This window comes from Nostoc sp. UHCC 0870 (assembly GCF_022063185.1).
GTDB lineage: Bacteria > Cyanobacteriota > Cyanobacteriia > Cyanobacteriales > Nostocaceae > Trichormus.
Map to the genome: position 1 here is coordinate 5,456,687 of NZ_CP091913.1, position 20,193 is coordinate 5,476,879.

14 protein-coding genes are annotated in these 20,193 nt (G+C 40.5%); 1 reads left to right on the forward strand and 13 read right to left on the reverse strand.

From position 1 onward, the window contains the following. Positions 1–3: 3 nt before the first annotated feature. The 3 genes from L6494_RS23210 to L6494_RS23220 form a co-directional block, all read right to left on the reverse strand. Positions 4–4,734, reverse strand: coding sequence for a tetratricopeptide repeat protein (locus L6494_RS23210; RefSeq protein WP_237990090.1), 4,731 nt, complete (start codon positions 4,732–4,734; stop codon positions 4–6). 194 nt (positions 4,735–4,928) lie between these two features. Continuing rightward, complete coding sequence (locus L6494_RS23215; RefSeq protein ID WP_237990091.1) at positions 4,929–5,756, reverse strand: calcium-binding protein; 828 nt, start codon at positions 5,754–5,756, stop codon at positions 4,929–4,931. Positions 5,757–6,125: 369 nt separating this feature from the next. Then, a complete protein-coding gene (locus L6494_RS23220; RefSeq protein WP_237990092.1) occupies positions 6,126–6,425 on the reverse strand; it encodes a hypothetical protein in 300 nt (99 codons plus the stop codon). Between the two features lie 375 nt (positions 6,426–6,800). Here L6494_RS23220 and L6494_RS23225 point away from each other — a divergent pair, with 375 nt between their 5' ends. After that, positions 6,801–6,992: a hypothetical protein gene (locus L6494_RS23225; RefSeq protein WP_237990093.1), complete on the forward strand. Its 192-nt coding sequence runs from the start codon at positions 6,801–6,803 to the stop codon at positions 6,990–6,992. A gap of 113 nt (positions 6,993–7,105) precedes the next feature. On the opposite strand, the gene L6494_RS23230 is transcribed toward L6494_RS23225, so the two are convergent. The 10 genes from L6494_RS23230 to aroC all read right to left on the reverse strand — a co-directional run bounded on the left by L6494_RS23230 (position 7,106) and on the right by aroC (position 20,146). Further along, the gene (locus L6494_RS23230) at positions 7,106–7,894 is read right to left on the reverse strand and encodes a peptidylprolyl isomerase (protein WP_237990094.1); all 789 of its coding nucleotides are present in this window, start codon (positions 7,892–7,894) and stop codon (positions 7,106–7,108) included. A 317-nt stretch (positions 7,895–8,211) separates the two neighbouring features. After that, on the reverse strand, positions 8,212–8,421 hold the full coding sequence (locus L6494_RS23235) for a hypothetical protein (protein WP_237990095.1): 210 nt from the start codon (positions 8,419–8,421) through the stop codon (positions 8,212–8,214). Between the two features lie 110 nt (positions 8,422–8,531). Next, on the reverse strand, positions 8,532–10,097 hold the full coding sequence (locus L6494_RS23240; protein WP_237990096.1) for an HlyD family efflux transporter periplasmic adaptor subunit: 1,566 nt from the start codon (positions 10,095–10,097) through the stop codon (positions 8,532–8,534). A 238-nt stretch (positions 10,098–10,335) separates the two neighbouring features. After that, positions 10,336–13,416, reverse strand: a complete 3,081-nt coding sequence (locus L6494_RS23245) for a peptidase domain-containing ABC transporter (protein WP_237990097.1) — start codon at positions 13,414–13,416, stop codon at positions 10,336–10,338. 1,789 nt (positions 13,417–15,205) lie between these two features. Further along, complete coding sequence (locus tag L6494_RS23250) at positions 15,206–15,655, reverse strand: SRPBCC family protein (protein WP_237990098.1); 450 nt, start codon at positions 15,653–15,655, stop codon at positions 15,206–15,208. A 19-nt stretch (positions 15,656–15,674) separates the two neighbouring features. Further along, positions 15,675–15,863 (reverse strand): CPXCG motif-containing cysteine-rich protein, encoded by a 189-nt coding sequence (locus tag L6494_RS23255; RefSeq protein WP_190699323.1) that lies wholly within the window; start codon positions 15,861–15,863, stop codon positions 15,675–15,677. Between the two features lie 124 nt (positions 15,864–15,987). Further along, the gene (locus L6494_RS23260; RefSeq protein WP_237990099.1) at positions 15,988–17,607 is read right to left on the reverse strand and encodes a B12-binding domain-containing radical SAM protein; all 1,620 of its coding nucleotides are present in this window, start codon (positions 17,605–17,607) and stop codon (positions 15,988–15,990) included. A gap of 21 nt (positions 17,608–17,628) precedes the next feature. Next, positions 17,629–17,883: a SemiSWEET transporter gene (locus tag L6494_RS23265; RefSeq protein WP_237990100.1), complete on the reverse strand. Its 255-nt coding sequence runs from the start codon at positions 17,881–17,883 to the stop codon at positions 17,629–17,631. A 211-nt stretch (positions 17,884–18,094) separates the two neighbouring features. Then, entirely contained in the window at positions 18,095–19,015 is a 921-nt protein-coding gene (locus L6494_RS23270) for a hypothetical protein (RefSeq protein WP_237990101.1), read from the reverse strand. A gap of 42 nt (positions 19,016–19,057) precedes the next feature. Further along, positions 19,058–20,146 carry a chorismate synthase gene (gene aroC, locus L6494_RS23275; RefSeq protein WP_237990102.1) on the reverse strand — a complete coding sequence of 363 codons (1,089 nt, stop codon included), beginning with the start codon at positions 20,144–20,146 and terminating at the stop codon, positions 19,058–19,060. Positions 20,147–20,193 lie beyond the last annotated feature (47 nt).

Genomic DNA, 20,193 nt, shown 5'->3' on the forward strand with positions numbered 1-20,193 from the left:
TTACTACTGGTAAATCACTTGTAACTCCTCGATTTGCTGATGATTTTTGTAGATTTCTGCTAGGCATTTGTGAGCGTCTGCGTGGGTGGAATGCAGTGCTAAAGTTTTTTGGAAATAAGCTGTGGCTGTTTGTAAATCTCCTGCTTTTTTGCGATTCAAACCCAATTTGTAGTTTAATTCTGCATAATGAATTTGCTTGTCTGGAGAAAGTTGATTTTGAGCATGGAGGGCATTACCTAAATTGACATCTGCTTCTACACAATTGGGTTGTAGTTGTAGAGCTTGGCGATAGGCTGCGATCGCTTCTTCCCATTTACCTTGTTGTTGTAGGTTGAATCCTAGGTTGTTGTAGAGTATGCCTGTATCTGGTCTCAGGGCGATCGCTCTTCGGTAAGCTGATTCTGCGGCTAATAGTTGTCCTTGCGCTTGTAGTAAATTGGCAAGGCTAAACCAAGCCTTAATTGAGTCTGGCTGTACTTGCACAGATATACTCAAAAATCGTTGTGCTTCTAGGAAGTTTCCTGTTTGCTGTGCTAATACTCCCAAACCATATAAAGCCTCTGGGTGGTTTGGTTGGAGTGCTAAAACTTGGTAATAGCCTTGTTGGGCTTGGGCTAGGCGTTGGGAACGATGATCTTCCATTGCTAATCGCAGCACATCACCTACCTGAGCCGCAGTGAACCTTCTGGGTTTATTGACTACCTGGAAGAAAAGATCCTCCAGCGCTCTCACTGGTGTAAGGTCGCCGTATAATTTATGTTTATTGGCGGCAATTAATCGGGAAAGGTATTGGCGATATTCTGGCTCTCTCCCCAGACGGATGGCAATTTGCACATATTCCTCTTTACTGGATGCGATCGCTTCTTCAATACCCATCATTTTCAAAATAGCCAAAGAATGTCGTCCCCGCATCAGTTCCCCTGACATGGTCACAACAGGAATGTTATGGATTATGGATTCTAGGGTAGAGTTGCATCCAGACCAACCCAAACTATCCAAAAACACATCTGCAATAGCGGCAGTTCCAGAAAAGACATTGCTATCCATCCGTGATAAGAAGATGCAATGGTCTTGGTAATTCAATCCTAAAACCTCAAAAGCACTACTGAGGCGTCGGCGAAATACTTCTGTGATATGTTTGCCTTGTGATGCTTCAATAAAGACAAACTTACTCTGGGGTAAACCTTGGGCTATACGAGGAAAAACATCATCATGTTGGGGTAAATATTTATATAAAGATTGGCAACACCAGAACATGATTTCATCATCAGCAATGCCAATATTTTGCCGACTAATTTTCTCAACTTGAATGGGTAGGGGTGTGTAATAAATGGATAAATTTGGCAGCCTTACTAACTTTTCTGTGTAGTGTGCTTGAGCATTTTCTGGTTCCATTAATTCACTGCTCAAGTAATAGTCAATTGTCGGTAAGCCACTGGTATCTGGGTGTCCCCAAGAAGTCATTTGGATGGGAGCGAGTCTCAAGCAACCAAGTTTGACTGTCATCGGATCCATGCCAAATTCTGGAAATATCAAAATATGTAATTTATCTTTTTGAATTAATTCACACCATGCTTCAAATGTCCGTGAACCTTGGATAAATTTATCAAACTCTTTGGCAGCCTGTGTGGTATTCACATCTAGTTTGACATCTGTATGGTAAGCAAATAACTCAAATTCACTCCTATCTAACTGTTCTACCCAACCCTTGATGGGAATTTTCCAATTAGAATGCTCATAAAAAAATCTGGAAACAAATCCAATGCGAATTTTTTCATCGGGTTGTAATTCCCCTACACTCAAGGGTTGACTCCACTGGGGATAGCAATGGGACATAATATGTACCAACATTTCCCCATATATTTTCTGTAATGGTCGGTCGTTGAGACATTGATAAGCAAGATAGAAAGGCTGTAATGAACCAACAGCTACCGATGCATTTTTTAATTCCTCGAGGCTAGCTTGCTGATAGTAGTTTGCTAGATTTTGCAGATGTTCTTGATAATTACTACGCCGCATTTCAACTTCGGCAGTATCCTGATAAATTATAGGCAACTGCCCCATACAAATGCCGAATTTAGCTATAACTGTGTCTGGTCGAATGTCTAGGGCTTTTTGATAGGACTCAATTGCTGCTGCTAATTCTAGTTTTTCAGATAGTGTATTGCCTAAATTGTAGTAGCTATCGACTGAATCTGGTCGAATTTCTATAGCTTTTTGGTAAGATTTTACAGCAGCTTCTAGGTTTCCCTGAGTTTGGAAGGCATTACCCAAGTTATTATGTGCCATACTAGCAACGAAGCGATTTGGTGCTAGGGCTAAAACTTGTTGATAAGCAGCAATTGCTTCATCTAATCGATCTTGTTCTTGATATATTTTTGCTAGGGAAACTTGAGCGTAGATATGATGTGGCTGGATTTGTAATGCTTGTTTGTAGAGAGATGCGGCGGCATATAATTTACCTAGTTTGGCTGTTTCAAAAGCCGCATTTACTAGAGATTGTACCTCCAATACCTCAGCATAATTTGTTAGGGATGGATGGTGTTGATTATCTCTAGATGCCGTAGAGCATATCTGCCACAGGAAGTCTTCTAGCGCTCTGATTGGTGTGAAATCATGATACAATTTATATTTATTATCAGCAATTTCTTGGGATATTTCTTGCCGATATCTCGCATCTCGTCCCAAATGTAGGGCAATTTCTACATAATCATCCTTTGTGGCAGCGATAGTTGCTTCTACACCCATTTTTTTCAACATCGCCAGAGTATGTCTACCCCGCATCAATTCACCAGGTAAGGTAATGATGGGTATATTGTGGGCGATCGCTTCTAATGTAGAATTACATCCAGACCAACCAATACTATCCAAAAACACATCTGCTATGGCAGCAACACCAGCAAATCTATGAGGATTCATCCGTGGTAAAAATATGCAATAGTCTTGGTAGTCCAGACCGTATGCGGCAAAAGCCTGACTTAAACGCTGCTGAAATTTCTCCGTTACATATTCACCCCGGTCATATTTAATAAAAACAAATTTACACGCCACTAAATCCTGAGCGATGCGGGCAAATACATCATCATGTTGAGGTAAATATTTGAATAGCACTTGGCTGCACCAGAACATGATTTCCCCATCGCCGATTCCCAGTTCTTGTTTAGTTACTGTTTCTGCTTCTATCTCCAAAGGTGTGTAGTAAATCGACAAATTAGGCAGCTTAACTAACTTTTCTGTGTAGTGGTCTTGAGCATTTTCTGGTTCCATCAATTCACTGCTCAAGTAATAATCAATTGTTGGTAGACCACTGGTATCAGGATGTCCCCAAGAGGCGATTTGAATTGGTGCTAATCTTAAGCAACCCAGCTTTACTGTCATAGAGTCCATGCCGAATTCCGGAAAAATCAGCACATCTAATTTGTCTTGTTGAATTAGTTCACACCATTGTTCTAATGACAGTGCTTCTTGGGTAAATTGATCAAATACTGCTGCTGCTCTTAAAGTCTCTTGGTCTCGTTTAGCATCGGTATGATAGCCAAATAATTCAAATTTACTCCTATCGAGGTTTTCTATCCAACCTTTAATAGGAATTTTCCAATTGGAATGGTTATAAAAGAATCGAGAAACAAACCCAATCCGAATCTTGCCATCTGAGGGTAAATCTGGCAAGTCTAGAGGACGGCTCCATTGGGGATACCGACTCGCCATAATTTTTACGATTAATTCCCCGTAAATTTTTTGTAAATCCCGGTCATTTAAGCATTGATAAGCGAGATAAAAAGGTTGTAGAGAACCCACCGCAGCTGCATTTTTTGCCAGTTCTAAAGAGTCGGCTAATTTATAACTTGCAACTAAATCTTGGAGATGTTTTTGATAATGATGGCGTTGAATATTGATTTCTGCCACACTGGAATATATGATGGGTAGCTGACCAATAACAGTGCCAAACTTAGCAGGAGCAAAATGAGGATTGATCTGTAAGGCTTGCTGGTACGATCCTAGAGATGCTTCTAGATTGCCTTGTTCATAATAGGCATTTGCCAAGTTATAATGAGCTTCGGGATAATTTGGTTGTAACTTGATAGCTTGTTGATAAGCACTGACTGCTGCTGTTAACTTACCCTGTAACTTGAATACACCGCCCAAGTTATGATAAGACGGAAAATAGTTAGGTCTAATGTTTACAGCTTGTTGATAGCATTCCACTGCTATATCTAACTTTCCTTGTTGTTGGAAAATATTCCCTAAATTATGATAGGCTTGGAAATAGTTGGGTTGTATTTTTAAAACTTGTTGATAGCATTCCACTGCTATATCTAACTGACCCTGTTGTTGGAAAATATTACCTAAATTATGATAGGCTTGAAATAAGTTAGGCTTGAGTTTTAAAGCCTGCTGGTAAGATTCTACAGCCCTATCTAATTTTCCCTGTTGCTGGAACACATTCCCCAGATTATAATACATCTCCCCATAATCAGGTTTTAGTTCCAAAGCTTGTTGATACAACTGAATGGCTACATCTAACTTGCTTTGTTTTTCATAAACGTTTGCTAAATTGCCGATGACTATAGGGTAATATTGACTTTTAAAATCAGCTTCAGTATCTGCAACTTCTATTTGTAATACTTGTTTATATATGATTTCAGCTGCCTCTAACTCACCTGCTTGGTGTTTTTCCACAGCTGTCGTTATTAGAGATTTAATGGTAGATTCAAAGTTGCTTTCGTTATTCATGGTTCATATATGTTACATAAAAAAAGCAAAAAACAATTTTTATTAATTAATTTAGATATATTAAATTTTCTCTCCTTATAGGAGAGAAGTCGAAAAAAAATATCTGACATTCTGAATTGCAAAGCATAAACTCTATGTTATGTAATGCACATTAGTCAAAAAGTCAAAATGTTATGGTATTAGAGGTAAGCACTTTATGCAAATAGAGGGGTAATATCCACTCCTGCTACAATTGCGATTAGATCATTATTAGCGAAAATTAGTGTGTCGTCACTGTCACTCACAAGACCACCCAGTGTGAATGCGCTATAACTTGCACTTGCCCCCCCCAAATCGAGTGCATCAATTCCTAACTCAAAGCCAAGAATTAAAGCATAATCTACGCTACCAGTTAAACCAAACAAACCTAAGAATTCATCCAACTCGCCCTCACCAGAGGAGGTGTAAAAAGGGCCATTCGCATCACCCAGCACATATACGTCACGCTGTCCATCAAAACCATCAGTTTCTAGAGGTCCTCCCATGAGGACATCTATTTGAGGATTTGCTCCTAGTTGCTCACCACCACCGGCACCAATCAGGATATCGTTACCAAATCCGCCAATCAGAATATCGCTACCTGGTCCACCCACAAGATTGTCGTTACCGTCCCCACCATCAAGGTAGTCGTCACCAAGACCTCCTACAAGTAAGTCGTTACCAGCCTCTCCAAAGAGTTCATCATCTCCCAGACCTCCGAATAATCTATCATCACCGTTGCCACCGAATATCAAGTCATTACCAAAGCCACCATCAATCAAGTCCCTACCATCTCCCCCTAAAAGGGTGTCATTACCAAACCCACCAAATATCCGGTCATCGCCACCTCTACCATCAATAAAACTATCTTGAAATCTTGGTGCTGTCAGAAAGTCTCTGCCATTAGTTCCCTCTTGGTTAGGACTACCAATAGATGCTATCCTGGTTCTGATTTCTTCTGTTCTTTGTAAGACTCTTTGTAAGAAGTCATTGGTGTCTGTCATCTGATTGTTCTCCTGATATAAATATAGGATTTAATAGTTGCATTTCAATTGGGTTGAAAAATATTATTTCTGTACATCACTTGACTGGAAATTGCTATAACCCAACCCATTTATTTGATAACCAATCTAGTTAGAGTATCCAGACAATATATTGTTTGCTTAAAAAGTTAATAATATCAGTGGGTGATGTTTCGTTTCTCAACCCAAAATTACACTTGGGAATTTTTAGATTTTTTAGCACATAAACCTCTGCCCTATTAAAGCTGAAAGCTTGATGACAAGCTTTCAGCTTCACTAGTTTTTACATGGTACTAAATACACTTGCAAAGCTTGTTTTATCCGCACAAGGTTACAAGTAATTTAGTTTAATTATCTTGTAAAAGAACTAGCGTTAATGAAGGATTCAGAAGAGTTTTCTTCTGTTTGAGTGCCGAAGATAATGCTGGTGAAAGTATTGTTACCTTGAGCATCAGCACTACCTAGTACTTCAGCACCGTTACCAATCAAACCACTCACGTTTAGGGTAACCTGTTTGTTGAATACTTCTCTTATGTTAACGTTAGCGATAACTGTTTTGTTCAATACAAATCTGCTGTTGATGTTGATGCCTCTGCCACCAAAGATTTCTTCGTTAGCAGCTTCTAAGTAGTTTATATCAGAGATAATCATTGTTTTACTTCCTGAAAATTAACTAATCTGTTTGGGAATTTGTTTGTGAGTAATTGCTTTATTGCTCACATTTATAATGTAGTCTTTTTTTGATCAAAAGTCAACAACTTTTTGCGTTTTTTTTGGGAAATTTATTTTTAATAAACAGTTATTTATCAAAACAGCAAAATTTCCTGGTGGTAAAATTATTGCCAGGAAATCAATCAAAACTTTAAGAATACTTGTTAAAAAAAAAGCAAATATTTTACTTATTTTTAGGCACAAAAATCTAATAAGTCCAATCAAAAATGAGTTTCTTTTACCATTAAACATTGGGCTTAATATTGGGCTTAATTAAGTTGGCGATAATCAACCTAGCTATTTTGTGAAATGTAAATGAAACCAAAATTGAAAATACCTAGTACTTCAGAACTGTTACCACTCAAACTACTCAAGTTTAGGCTGGTCTGGTTGTTGAATATTTCTGTGATGTTAACGTTAGTCGTAAATGCTTTGTTTAATACAAATCTGCTGTTGATGTTGATGCCTCTGCCACCAAAGATTTCTTCGTTAGCAGCTTCTAAGTAGTTTATATCAGAGATAATCATTGTTTTGCTTCCTGAAAATTAACTAATTTGTTTGGGAATTTGTTTGTGACCAATTGCTTGCTGTATTTCACAGGTTAAATTAAGCAGGTTAAATTAAGCATGATTTAGGAGTCGCTCATATGTTTTTTGTACATTTGAATCATCAAAATCAAAGTGTGTAGTAATGTTTAAATACTGAATTTCTTGCTCTAGCCAGTCATTAAACAATTCTGCAATAATCTTTCGCTGCAAGTTATCATCTAATTGTGGTTGAATGACTTCTTCCACAAGAATTATGTGTGTACCCTGAGATGTTGTTATTGGTTTGAGTACCACCGGCGGTGAAGCTGCGAAGACAGCAGATGCAATTTCTGGGCGTAAATCTTTGCGATGTTTTAGTCCCTGATAGCCATAGGCTCGACGTTTTTCTGGTTCTGGGATATATAAACGAGCAATTTCTGGAAAACTGATTTCGCCTTCTTCTAGAGCATAAAAAAGCTCTAAGGCTAAATCTCTATCTTCCAAAATGACTTGATAGATAGCCGCAGCAGCATAGTCAAGTTGACGTTCGTAAAAAAATTTTTCGACTTGCTGTGAGAACAAATGTTGAGCCAGTTTTTTTTCGAGGACATCTTGACGTATTAGCTTTTCAAACCCGTTGACAGAAATTTGGTGCTTTTCTAACCATTCCCATGTGTCTTTAGCTTTGACGAGTTTTTTAGCTAGGCGCAGATCATCCCCTGCTTGTTGTAACTCTTCGGGAGTAGCTGCAATTCCCATTTCCTGGGCTTTTTGAGCAACAATATGTTGCGATGCTATTTTTTTGATGACGTCAGGCATCTGACATGAAAGTTTAAGACTATGGATAATCTCTGAGGCTAGTATGGTCAGATTTTCGGTCATGATGCAGTTTCTCCATAGGACTTTTTGAACCCAGAAACTGGGTTAGATAGAGCCTCAACACTTGACTCCTACTATTAGAACCCGGACGCTAAAGAGTTGTCTAGGTCACTTTGGTGGTAACAATGGTTCTACTTGGGTTGGGGTAAATCAAAGTTCACTAGAGGGTTGTTATTTATTATTTGTTATTTGTTATTGCTGAGAGTTCCACGAAAAACTTAATACCAACTTTCCAAAATCAGGCAACAGATTCAGACCCTGAAAACCATATTTTGCTGGGCTTTCGTAATTACGAATTACGAATTACGAATTGGCATAACTTATGCAGAGACAGATATAGTTGATAATTCTTTAGATAATTCTTTATCAATTTTTTCTGCTAATTTGTAAGCCATCATTGGGGGGTTGCGATAGTTGGTGGCAGTTTTTCTAAAGCCCCAGCGCCTAGCTTCAACTTCTGAAACGCCAAACTCTGTAGCTAGTTCGAGGTAACTCCAGCCATATTTTCTCATGAGGTCAATGGGATGCATACCTGTGCTCCTAGTGTAGTAGTAGTTGATTGTGATTAATTATGGTAAATGCTAGGTATCGTGATCCCCGATTTATTCAAGCAGTGAAGGATCTGATTTAGATGCAAGAACTACGTTTCTAAACCTCCTTTTTGCAGTTTTTTGAATGGATCTAAGACAAAGTCAATGATGCGTCGCTGGCGAATGACGACTTCAGCATTTGCAGTTTGTCCTGCGGTGAGGGGAATACGTTTGTTACCACTTTGAACATATTGTTGGTCTAGGGTGATTTCTAGGTCATAGATGCCGATGCTACCTTCGGCGGAGGTGTTAATTTTGGAGTCTGGAGAGATCCAGGTAACTTTTCCTGGAACAATGCCATATTCCTGGAAGGGGTAGGCATCAAATTTGATTTTGACTGGCATTCCGAGTTTCACAAAACCGCTATCCTGGCTAGGTATTTGGGCTTTGAGGACGAAGTCGGTGTTTTTGGGGGCGATTTGGGCGATTCTTTGTCCTGATTGGACTACTACGCCTGGTTTGGTGACTGGTAGTTCAAAGATGACACCATCAATGGGCGATCGCACTATGCGTTGTTGTAGTTGCAGTTTGATAGCTGTCATCTGGCTTTGAGTCTGAGCAATTTCCGATCGCACTGCGGCTATTTGTGTTTGTAAATCTTTGAGTTGTTCTTGACTTCTCAGAACAGCGAGTTTCCCCGACTGGGCTACACTTTCGGCGCTGCTTTGGGCTTCTTGCAGTCGGAGTTTTGCTTGTTTGATATCAGACTCTAACTGACTAATAGTTGCTTGATAACGACTCTGTTCTTCGGTCAACCGATATTTGGCTTGGGTGATGTCTGATTTACTTCTTTGATAAAGTCGCTTACTTTCTTGTTCTTGTTTTTTGAGTTCGTCAACTTGGGTGGCTGAAACCGCACCATCTTTAACCAGTTGGCTAAAGCGTCGGACTTGTTTGGTATCGATACTCAACCTAGCACTGGCTGCTTTTTGCTCATTGATAGCCGTGTTAATTTGTTGCTGTACTTGAGAAAGTAATGCTTGTCTTTCTAACTTTTGGAGGTTGTATGTACTTTGTTTGGCATCAAGATTTTGCTGGGCTTGGTTAACTTGAGCGAGTTTTTCGGATGCTTGGGACTGATTTTGTTGTTCCAGTACACCTATTGACAGCAGTAATTGGTTTTTGAGTAGTTCTAATTGCGATCGCCGAGTTTGTAGCCCTTCTAATTTGCTTTTTGTTTGTTGCACTTCTGTTTCCAAGATATCGGAATTTAATTCCAATAAAACCTGTCCGGCTCTAACTGTATCTCCTTCTTTGACGTTGACTCCTTTGACACTGCCACCTGCTAGAGAGTCTAATTTTTGGGTTGCACCCTTGGGTTCTACACGTCCTCTGGCTGCACCAGTTTCATCTACTTTGGAGAGTGTCGCCCAAGGGATGCCGAGAACTGCGAAGCCAATCAGTGTATACAACACCCCATGTGTCCATCGTTTAGGTAAGGCATCTAATAATTCTTCCGTGCCATAGAATAAATCGCGCTCTGACTCTTGGTTGTTGGTTAATAATTCTGATTGCTGTTCAACTGCTGGGGATTCTTCTCGATATCTATAGTTAGAATGCTCGTCTTGTTTTGCTTCCGAAAGCGGGGATGAAGTATTGGGAGAGATATATGGCATAAGTAGGTTGGTATAAATACAGTTAACTGGAGAGGGTCTTTCTTTGTTCTTTGTTCTTTGTCATTGGTAAGGGTTTCAGTTGTATTGAAATTTCGTAGCGTAGTTCTGTTTATTGAGCGAGCGTAAAACCCCATCCCCTTGTGGGTGGGGCAGTTGACTCCTGCTAACTTACTTAGTTTTTCTCAGGAGTATAAGACGTAGCAGTGCTACGTCTTTGCCAATGTTCTATTCGCCAGATTTATCCCACTTGAGCTAGTTGTTGTTGATTGAGATAGTAATAATGTCCTTGTTTGGCGATGAGTTCATCGTGAGTGCCGCTTTCCACCAGTACTCCTTGGTCGAGAACCAGGATTAAGTCCGCATTGCGTACCGTGGAAAGACGATGGGCAATGATCATACTGGTGCGCCCTTTAAGAATTGTTTTGAGGTTGTTTTGAATAATGCGTTCTGATTCGGAATCTAAGTGACTTGTAGCTTCATCAAACAGTAATAACCGGGGATTTCCCAGTAGGGCACGGGCAATAGCGAGGCGTTGGCGTTGTCCACCAGAGAGCATGCCCCCGCCTTCACCAATTTGGGTTTCGTAGCCTAGTGGTAATTTTTGAATAAATTCGTCGGCTCCAGCTAGTTGTGCAGCCTGGATCATCTCATCTAATGTAGATTCTGGGTGGGCGATAGAGATGTTTTCGCGGATAGTCCCACCGAATAGGAATGTATCCTGATCTACAACGCCGACTTGAGAACGGAGCGATCGCAGAGATAGCCCACATATATCATGTCCGTCAATTAAGACTTTGCCATCTGTCGTTGGGTATAAACCTAAAATTAATTTACTCAGAGTGGTTTTCCCAGAACCGCTACGTCCTACTAGAGCCACCATTTGCTCTGGTTTAATTTCAAAGTTGAGGTTTTCCAGGACATTAGTCTTACTTTCTGGGTGATAGCGGAAGGTGACATTCTCGAAGCGGATATGTCCGCGCAATCTTCCTAAAGTCTTGCGGGGTTTAGTTTGTAAGTCTTCTTCTGGTTCTGCTTCCAAGACGTCGTTGAGACGTTCGACGGAGATGACGATTTCTTGGAATTCGTTCCAAAGTTGGGAGAATCTGAGGAAGGGACTCAAGACATTACCCACCAGCATATTAAAAGCTACTAGTTGCCCTACGGTGAGTTCGCCTTGAATGACTTGCCAAGCACCAAACCACATCAATGCTGTAGTAGTAAAGGTATTGATGGAGCTACTAATTACGGAAAGGCGAATACCGATTACTTGGGCGTTAAAAGATTTTCTCACTAAATCATTGAGTAGTTCCTCCCATCGCCAACGGACAGTCTGTTCAATTGATAAGGAACGGACTGTGCGAATGCCACTGAGAGATTCAATAATGTAACTGTTTTCTTTAGCTCCGGCATTAAAAACTTCTCTAGATATGCGGCGCAAAATACTTGTACTAGCCAGTGCCAAAATGAAAAATGGTGGCACAGTCAGCAGGACAAATAATGCCATTTGCCAGCTATAGGAAAACATCAAACTTAGATAGACGACTAGTGTCAGCATGTCTAAGATGATGGACAGGGCTTGACCAGTCAAGAAGCTCTGAATTTTCTGGTTTTCTTGGATGCGGGAAATGATGTCTCCGACGTAGCGGGATTCAAAATAGGCTAAAGGTAAGCGGAAGGTATGTTTGATAAAACCTACCAACAGAGAGATGCTAATCCGGTTGGCGGTATGAGTGAGTAGGTAGCTTCGCACTGCGTTCATGGCAATGCTAAACAAACCAAAAACGATCATCCCCAAACCAACGGCGTTGAGGGTAGTCAAACTACGTTGTACCAGGACTCGGTCTAGCAATAACTGGGTGAATATTGGCGTCACTAGCCCAAATAATTGCATGAGTACGGAAGCGATAAAGACTTCCAGTAGTACTTTGTAGTGGGGTTTGACTAATTCAAAAAACTTCCACAGGCCTATTTCCTGTTTTTCGGCACTTTTGAGTAAGGATGTAGGATGTAAAAGTAGGGCGTAGCCAGTCCAACCCTCTGCAAATTCCTTGCGGCTGAGGGTACGTTGACCAATAGCAGGATCGCCGACAATCACTTTGGTGTTGGTGATTTCATAGACAACGATGAAGTGATTACCTTCCCAGTGAGCGATCGCCGGTAGGGATTGTTCGGCGAATTTATCTAGGGTGGCTTTCACGGGACGAGAGGCGAAACCCAGGCTTTCGGCGGCGGCGGCGATCGCACTTAAGGAAGCACCACTACGCCCGACGTTAGTCATCTCCCGTAGGCGGTTGACGCTGAACTGCTTACCCCAATAGCGACCAATCATCACCAAAGAAGCACAACCACAGTCCGAGGCACTTTGTTGGGCGTAGTAGGGATAACGCTTGGTGAGGCGTCCCCACCAGTGTCCTACTTGGACTTTCGGGCTGGGAAAGTAAGGATGCGGTTTTTTTTGTTGTTGTTTTGTCTCTTGGGTTTTTTGGGGAAAAGCAATGATCTTACCTTGGGATTCCAGACGTTCTGTTGTCGGTCGGCTTTTGCGGCGTTGACGATTAACCGTAGTTTCTGGACGGCCTTGGGGATCAAGGAATAATGCTAATTGGGGACAGTGTTCTAGAGCTAGTTGCCAATGAGATTGTTTAAGGACGTAGGCAGTTGCTGGCTGTTGTACTTGCCATTTGCCCTGTTGGGGTTGTACAGAGATGTTACCTGGCGTTAGAGAGCTACCATCTGAATGCTGCAATGTGCCTCTTTGTAGCAACCATAACTTAGTTTCTTGGGAAATACGTGTATCTACTAAATCATCTACCAATTCATGACGCTCAAACAAAGAGAGGGCTTGTAAAAAACCTTCCACATGGGAGACGTGGGGTGGAAATTGGGAATTTTGGCGACATAACAACAGCAAATCCCAAAGTTCCGCGCGGTTAAATAGATGTTGTTGGATGTTGGGATATTTATCTATCAACCCTTGCAACACCTCTTGCGGCAAATAGGCAAGTTTCAAGTTGGCTGAAGCTCTAGCAACGTAAGGAATAAAATTTGCTTGCGGGAATAGAGTCAATTCGCCGAAGGAAGACGAGGCAGACAAGGTGGTAATGAGATTATCAGAGATATCTGAGACTCTAACTTTACCCGTAAGAATAATGTATATACCAGGGTTAGCTTGTGTTGATTCCCAAAACTGCTTGGTGATTGGCGGCTCAACAATTGCCATTGCTGTTAAACAGCTTTGCAGTTCCGGTTCTGAGAGTGTCTCTCCCAAGGTATAAATGAGCTTTTCACCCGTATTTGGTGGGTAAAAGACTGTTGTCATTGGGTAGCCTCCAAAATAAAACTAGTTATCGGTTGGAATTCAAATAAAGGCATCCAGTCCGATTTCGGAAAAAATGATCTAAATTTTGCAACTCAAGTTCACAAATATACTGCGGCAGAAGGAAAATCTGGATTTGTTCCGGCAATAGCCTGATGGGCGATCCAACGCTCCAATGCTTGGATGGAGCGCTGTAAAATTATGAGCAAACGCCGAGTCATCAGGCTAATGATTAAGAGGCTACACAAAAAATACGTTGGGACAATTTGAATAGTCCCTGAATTTTGTTATGTAATATCAATTACGGTGAGGCACATTCCAGGATTTATAGAATTTATTTCTATAGAACCCACTCAACACAGAACATCTGAGAAAACTAACACTTAAGAAAATTTAGTCATCTAGTTTAGTTCCTGATAGCTGGCGTGGCACAGCCTTATTTATTGCTGTATTCAGGGAACATAAACGGACAATATTGAAGAATAAACAAATGTATACTTATTCTTACTAGCGCAAACCAGCCCAAAGCTGAGGTTGCACCAATAAAAATCAAATAAAAGGCTTGCTTGCAGAACAGCTAATTACTTTAGCAACACTCTCAACAATTCTAGGATGGACGGTATTTGATCGTCGTAATTTCCTAGTCAACAATGTAGATTTTTATTAAAATCTGTAAATTGACATACCAATTTGAAAAAGAATGCGGTAGGTAAATGGAAAATATCCTTCCTCAACTCTTCTCTGTGATACCTCCTTGGTAAGAATAGAATATTTATTGCAAACGTTTTTTAAATCGGTATTATTACTGTTTCATCTAGCCATTAACCTTGTATCAACTTTTAACTCCATTTGTCAAGCTAATTTGATATGTTTTTTTGCTAAAAATCTTTTTATATACATAATATATGCAATAAATTTGTGATTTTAGTGTTGCTTTTAAAACCCAGTATTTCACAGAGTATAATTGATGTTTACTTAAGAAAGACAAGATATACAAGGGATTAGAGCATATTTAACCAATAATTAAGGATGCTTTAAACTGTCTTAAGTGTCAAAAATAAACGCTTCTATTTAGTAAGGTTTATTTTTTTAAAGTCTGATTAAGCAACAGAAAAATTTACCTTTTCTTTAAAATTATCTTGTATTGATCACATTATCTTTACTATTGGATTAGACTTCAATAGGACTTACGCAACTGGCATATTTTTTATGTAGGATATGTGACGCTGCAAAAGTATTTGAACGTAGTAATAAGACTTGTAGCGTCACGCACCAACCATCGATTGTGACACTTGCGTAAGTCCTGTTCAAAATTGATTAACTTACCGTTGAAGTGTTGGTAGATGCGCTCAGGATGCAGCATCCAGTTTGGTAATGTCCTTTCCTCGTCTTCTAAGTTATTGCCATTTTCATCAACAAGCCCACAACGGACAACTACCCTAGATAGTAGCGTCTCAAGTACTGCAACCAGGATGATATCGCATTGTCAGCGATGACACCAGACTGCTGCAACTAATCACCTGTAATGCTGATGCGGCTGCAACTCTGGATGAAATTCTCCAGCCAATTGCTAATTTATTTGCTACCGATTTAGAAGCAGGAGTAGAGGGATTGAAAGAAAATTTTCGCCAAGTTTGGTTGTCTCGCGCTGCTAGCGTTAATAAGGACTTGGTGTAAGGAAAATGTCTAAATAGCATAGCTAAGTACATAGACAGAATTAATTACCCAATTTTTTCTGTCACCTGTCACCTGTCACCTATCTCTACCAATGAATCGAATTTTGTCCAACTACTTATCTTGATTCACACTCGCGCTTCGTCACATAATGGCGATAGCGAAACATCGCTTCTAATTGCGCTTGTACTAACCAACCGCTAACAAATTCTACTGTATCGCCTCCAGGCATAATGTAGGAAATATCATCAGTCAGCTTGGTTTTGTCCCCTTCTGCTGCGAATTGATGGCGATGTATCCAAGACTCAAAAGGCCCCGATATTTGTACATCAGTAAATAGATGGTATTGTTCGCATTCAGTGTGACGCGCTAACCAAGTTAAGGGTAAAAGTCCGAGAAACAGCTTAAACTCTGTAATTGCGCCCACTTCTAGTCCCCCCTCGCGGCGAATTACTCGTACAGGTTGCCAAGGTGGGGTCAGTAGTTGTAGGATATCTGCTCGTTCGTGGAATTTCCAAACTACTTCCACTGGCGCGTTAATGACTGATGAATGTTGAAAGTGCAGCATGGAAAGAAAAAACTAAAATCTAGCCTTCGTACTCGGTATCAATTTCAATGTCTAGAGTATCTTCATCCACTCGAATATATAAGATATTGGGACGACAGCAAACTTGACAATCTTCAATATAAGATTGCTGTCCCCCAGCACTCAAGTCAATAAAGGTTAAGTTTGGTTCACCGCAGTAAGCACAATAAAATTCAGCTGTGTTTTGCATTCACTTATTAACTAATTAGGAGACAAAAGTTCACTATCTTTTACTCAGCACCAGCTAAACGCCGCGCTACCGCTAACAGAACTCAGCACTCAGAACTCAGAACTCAGAACTCAGCACTCAGAACTCAGCACTCACGGAAATGACTGGTAGCTTCAGCCAAATGCTTTAGTAGTGTAGACTGTGGCAGTGGCCCTTGCAAGTGACTCCAGGGCAATATCTGCTCATGTGACCAATTACTGTGGACGTAGAAATCTAAATCGGGAATTTGTCCTTTGAGTTGTTTAAAAGCGCGTTTGTAACTACCGAGGGAGTCGCCAAAGTTGCGGGTAAGTTCAAGAAGTTGGGAAATTCTGCGATCGCCTCTCGATATCAAAGCTTGTATAATTGACCAATTATAACTTTCCGGGCGAAACTCTATCCCTTGGGGTTTAAGTTGTTTTTGCAACGACTGCAACCGCTTTTCAGCTTGACGATTCACCCCAAACCATTGAAATGGTGTATGGGATTTGGGTACAAAGGTGCTGCACCCAAAGGTAAGGCGTAGTCCCGGCGCGGCTTTTTTAATACTCCGCATCATCGCTACCGTTGCGTCTAAATCCTCTGGTTCTTCCCCTGGAATACCTACCATTCCATAGAGTTTTAAGCTTTTCAAGCCACCAGCTTTAGCATTGATAGCTGCTTGAATAATTTCGTCGTTATGCAGCTTTTTGTTGATGATTTGGCGTACTTTTGCCGAACCACTCTCTACAGCTATGGTAAGCGATCGCGTGTCTCGTTTCGCCAAAGTTTTGGCTAACTGTTCCGTCACCGTATTAGTCCGCACTGAAGCAATACTCAACCTTACATCATCATATTTTGGCTGACTAATATAATCCAATAAAGTCTCAAATTCTGGATGTTGCGTTACAGAAGCACCCAATAAACCCAACCGATTTGTAACTTGTAAACCTTTCTCAATGGCGGGAATTAACGAACCTTCCAAACTCGCTGTTCTAAAAGGTAAAGTCAGATAACTAGCTAAACAAAAGCGGCACATTTCTGGACAACTCCGCACCACTTCCACCATATAAATATTTTCCCAAGCCGCCTTTTCAGTCACCACAGTTGAGGCTGAGAGGGTGTTTCCCCGATAAGTTTGCTTCTGTACCACTGCGGGAATATCTGAAGAAATTGGTTTAATAGAACTAATTCCCTTATCTACGGCGTGATACTCTACTACATACAAACTAGGAACATAAATACCTGGTATTTGTGCAAGTGCTTGCAGTTGAGATTTTCTAGAAGCATTTCTTACTTCTTTATAAGCTTCAATTAAATTACCTAGTAAATCTTCCCCATCCCCCAACAAAATGACATCAAAAAAATCAGCAAAAGGTTCAGGGTTAGCAGTGAGAACCGTCCCGCCACCAAAAACAATGGGGTGAGAATCATCACGGTTAATTGTTCTAATGGGAATTTCTAGAGATTCCAACAGATTTAAAATATTCACATAATCCAATTCCCAAGAAATCGAGAAGCCTAGAATTTCTGGCTGTCTTGGAAGTGGTTCGGAAGTATCAGTAAATAAACGACTCACCTGCACATCACTACGCATCGCCAAGGTCGCCCACACTACCTGATAGCCCAAGCTAGTAATACCCACTGTATACTTATTGGGAAAAGCGAATATCAATGGTATGGCGTTGATTTCTGGCGTAGTAGGGGTAAATAACAGGCGTTCAGCAGTAAATAAAGAAGATGTCACAGGTTTTTAATAAAGGCATATCTATCTATATTTAATTTTAAGCCATAGAATTACAAAGTTTAAAGCCAAAGTTGTACTGTTCGCCAGAATAATCGGCCAAGCTTGGAGATAAATTCCATATATTAACCACAAAAAAAGACCACTCATGAACGTAATCAGCATCACATAAGAAACATCTTTAGCTGATTTTGTGCGCCATGTTTGAAACACTTGTGGTAAGAAAGCAATTGTGGTTAATATAGCGGCAGATAATCCTAAAATTGTAATAAAATTCATATAATATTAGCGATAAATTGCCCACAAATAATAAAGAAGATACTCAAAAGTACCTTCTTGCTCAATTTTCATTCAACAACTATAATATAGTCCAGTTTAAGGGCTGAACGGATAAGGCGATCGCCTCAACTACAGCACCTTACACTTACCATGATGATGCAAGCTAATTTTATTGCAAAAACAAACAGCGCACAATCCTATTCTCAATAAATTACTGGCGAAATCTAGCAATTAATTCTTCACGGGATAATTGCAACAGTAAAGGGGTAAACTCTTCTGGTGTTAACGCTAATAAAGATTCAATAATTGCTTGAAGTTCATTATCTATTTCACCAAAGCGAACTTTGAGTAAATTTTCTACTACCAACCTTTCACCTTGCTGAATTCCTGTTTGAATTCCTGTTTGAATTCCTGTTTCTTCCCCTTCTTTGAAAGCTTGTTCTCTGTCTTGTTGGTAAAGTGGTGCTAATCGCATAACTAACTCCCTATCTTCTTCTTCTTGATTTTGAGTTAATTGTAAGTTTTGTCGCAAGTTGTATAGTAATTCTAACGCGGCTTTACGAAAAACGTTATCGGGATTAAGTGCTTCTAGTTCATCGATTGCTCGTTTTTGGACATTTCCCCTACCAATTATTCTTAACCATAAGGTTTCAGGAATAATAGGTAACTGATGAATTGCTACTATAGCTGTACGCAAATGTTGTGGTAGGAAATAAACTCCAGGTAAGTAATCAGCTTTGGGGTTAGCACCAAATCCTTCTAACAACTGTGCTGATGCTGTCGGCGTAAGAATCCATAATTTTGGTAAATCAGGTTCAATAATACGGGTGTTATTGCGATTTGCTTGTCGTTGTAAATCGCCACGAACCTCTAATAATTTTAAAAGACAATCGCAAATTTCTGTAATGGATGCAGCGTTGCGAAATGGTTCAAATAATGCAGAGGTGGTAGTAAATTGTGATAATAATCCGAAAGTTTCAGGAATAGTGTTTGGTTGTGATTTGGGGATAAAATAAACATCAATTTCTCTGACTTCGCCTGCAACTCGTCGGGATGCTTGAACTTCGCCGTATGGAGTAAGTAATTGTTCTAGGTAGTCTTTTGCAAACTGGTCGTGAATAAATCTAGTCATATCCCCAAATATATTTAAATTGATAGGCGATCGCTATCACAACTACAGCACCCTACACTGACCATGTTGACGTAACAAATGGTCACACAATACCAAAGCCACCATCGCCTCCACCATTGGAACAGCACGGGGTAAAACACAAGGATCATGTCTACCTTTGGCTGCTAATAGTGTTTCCTCACCCTCACGCGTCACCGTTTTTTGCTCTTTTCTAATAGTTGCTGTAGGCTTAAATGCAACGCGCAAAACAATATTTTCACCATTAGAAATACCACCTTGAATCCCACCAGAACGGTTAGTTACGGTGCGAACTTCCCCATTTTCATCAATATAAAATTCGTCGTTATGTTCAATCCCAGTTAACAGCGTCCCTGCAAAACCTGAACCAATTTCAAATCCTTTGCTAGCAGGGAGAGACATCACACCCTTAGCGATATCAGCCTCTAATTTATCAAATACTGGTTCACCCAAACCTTTGGGAACATTGCGCGCCACACATTCTACAACCCCACCGATAGAATCACCTTGTCTACCAGTTTGCTCAATTAATTCAATCATTTTTTGAGCGCATTCACTATCAGGACAGCGCACAATATTGCTTTCTACTTCATCCAAAGTGACAGTATTGGGGTCAACTACGCCTTCTAAATCCTTGATGCGCTTGACGTAACCGATAACTTCCACATTTGCAACTTGACGGAGAATTTTTTTAGCGATCGCACCAGCTGCTACTCTTCCTATTGTCTCACGCGCTGACGACCTACCCCCACCTTGCCAGTTGCGAATCCCATACTTTGCATCATAGGTAGCATCCGCATGAGAAGGGCGATACTTTTGCGCCATCTCGTCATAGTCTTGGGGACGAGTATCTTTGTTCCGCACCAAAATTGATATTGGCGTTCCCAAGGTTTTACCCTCAAACACTCCAGACAAAATCTCACAAGTGTCTGCTTCCTTACGTGGAGTAGTAATCTTACTTTGTCCCGGTCGTCTTCTATCTAACTCTACTTGAATTTCTTCAGCCGAAATTTCCAGTTGCGGAGGACAACCATCAATCACAACCCCCACTCCTCCACCGTGAGACTCGCCAAAAGTAGTGATCCGAAATAGATGTCCAAAAGTATTGCCCATAATATTGAGAAAAAAGGATGAGGCTTATGTATTGTACCTAGAGTTTT

Coding starts and splice junctions, on each gene's coding strand:
- L6494_RS23210 (WP_237990090.1), bottom strand. CDS start 4,734: ATGAATAACGAAAGCAACTTTGAATCTACCATTAAATCTCTAATAACG.
- L6494_RS23215 (WP_237990091.1), bottom strand. CDS start 5,756: ATGACAGACACCAATGACTTCTTACAAAGAGTCTTACAAAGAACAGAA.
- L6494_RS23220 (WP_237990092.1), bottom strand. CDS start 6,425: ATGATTATCTCTGATATAAACTACTTAGAAGCTGCTAACGAAGAAATC.
- L6494_RS23225 (WP_237990093.1), top strand. CDS start 6,801: ATGAAACCAAAATTGAAAATACCTAGTACTTCAGAACTGTTACCACTC.
- L6494_RS23230 (WP_237990094.1), bottom strand. CDS start 7,894: ATGACCGAAAATCTGACCATACTAGCCTCAGAGATTATCCATAGTCTT.
- L6494_RS23235 (WP_237990095.1), bottom strand. CDS start 8,421: ATGCATCCCATTGACCTCATGAGAAAATATGGCTGGAGTTACCTCGAA.
- L6494_RS23240 (WP_237990096.1), bottom strand. CDS start 10,097: ATGCCATATATCTCTCCCAATACTTCATCCCCGCTTTCGGAAGCAAAA.
- L6494_RS23245 (WP_237990097.1), bottom strand. CDS start 13,416: ATGACAACAGTCTTTTACCCACCAAATACGGGTGAAAAGCTCATTTAT.
- L6494_RS23250 (WP_237990098.1), bottom strand. CDS start 15,655: ATGCTGCACTTTCAACATTCATCAGTCATTAACGCGCCAGTGGAAGTA.
- L6494_RS23255 (WP_190699323.1), bottom strand. CDS start 15,863: ATGCAAAACACAGCTGAATTTTATTGTGCTTACTGCGGTGAACCAAAC.
- L6494_RS23265 (WP_237990100.1), bottom strand. CDS start 17,883: ATGAATTTTATTACAATTTTAGGATTATCTGCCGCTATATTAACCACA.
- L6494_RS23270 (WP_237990101.1), bottom strand. CDS start 19,015: ATGACTAGATTTATTCACGACCAGTTTGCAAAAGACTACCTAGAACAA.
- aroC (WP_237990102.1), bottom strand. CDS start 20,146: ATGGGCAATACTTTTGGACATCTATTTCGGATCACTACTTTTGGCGAG.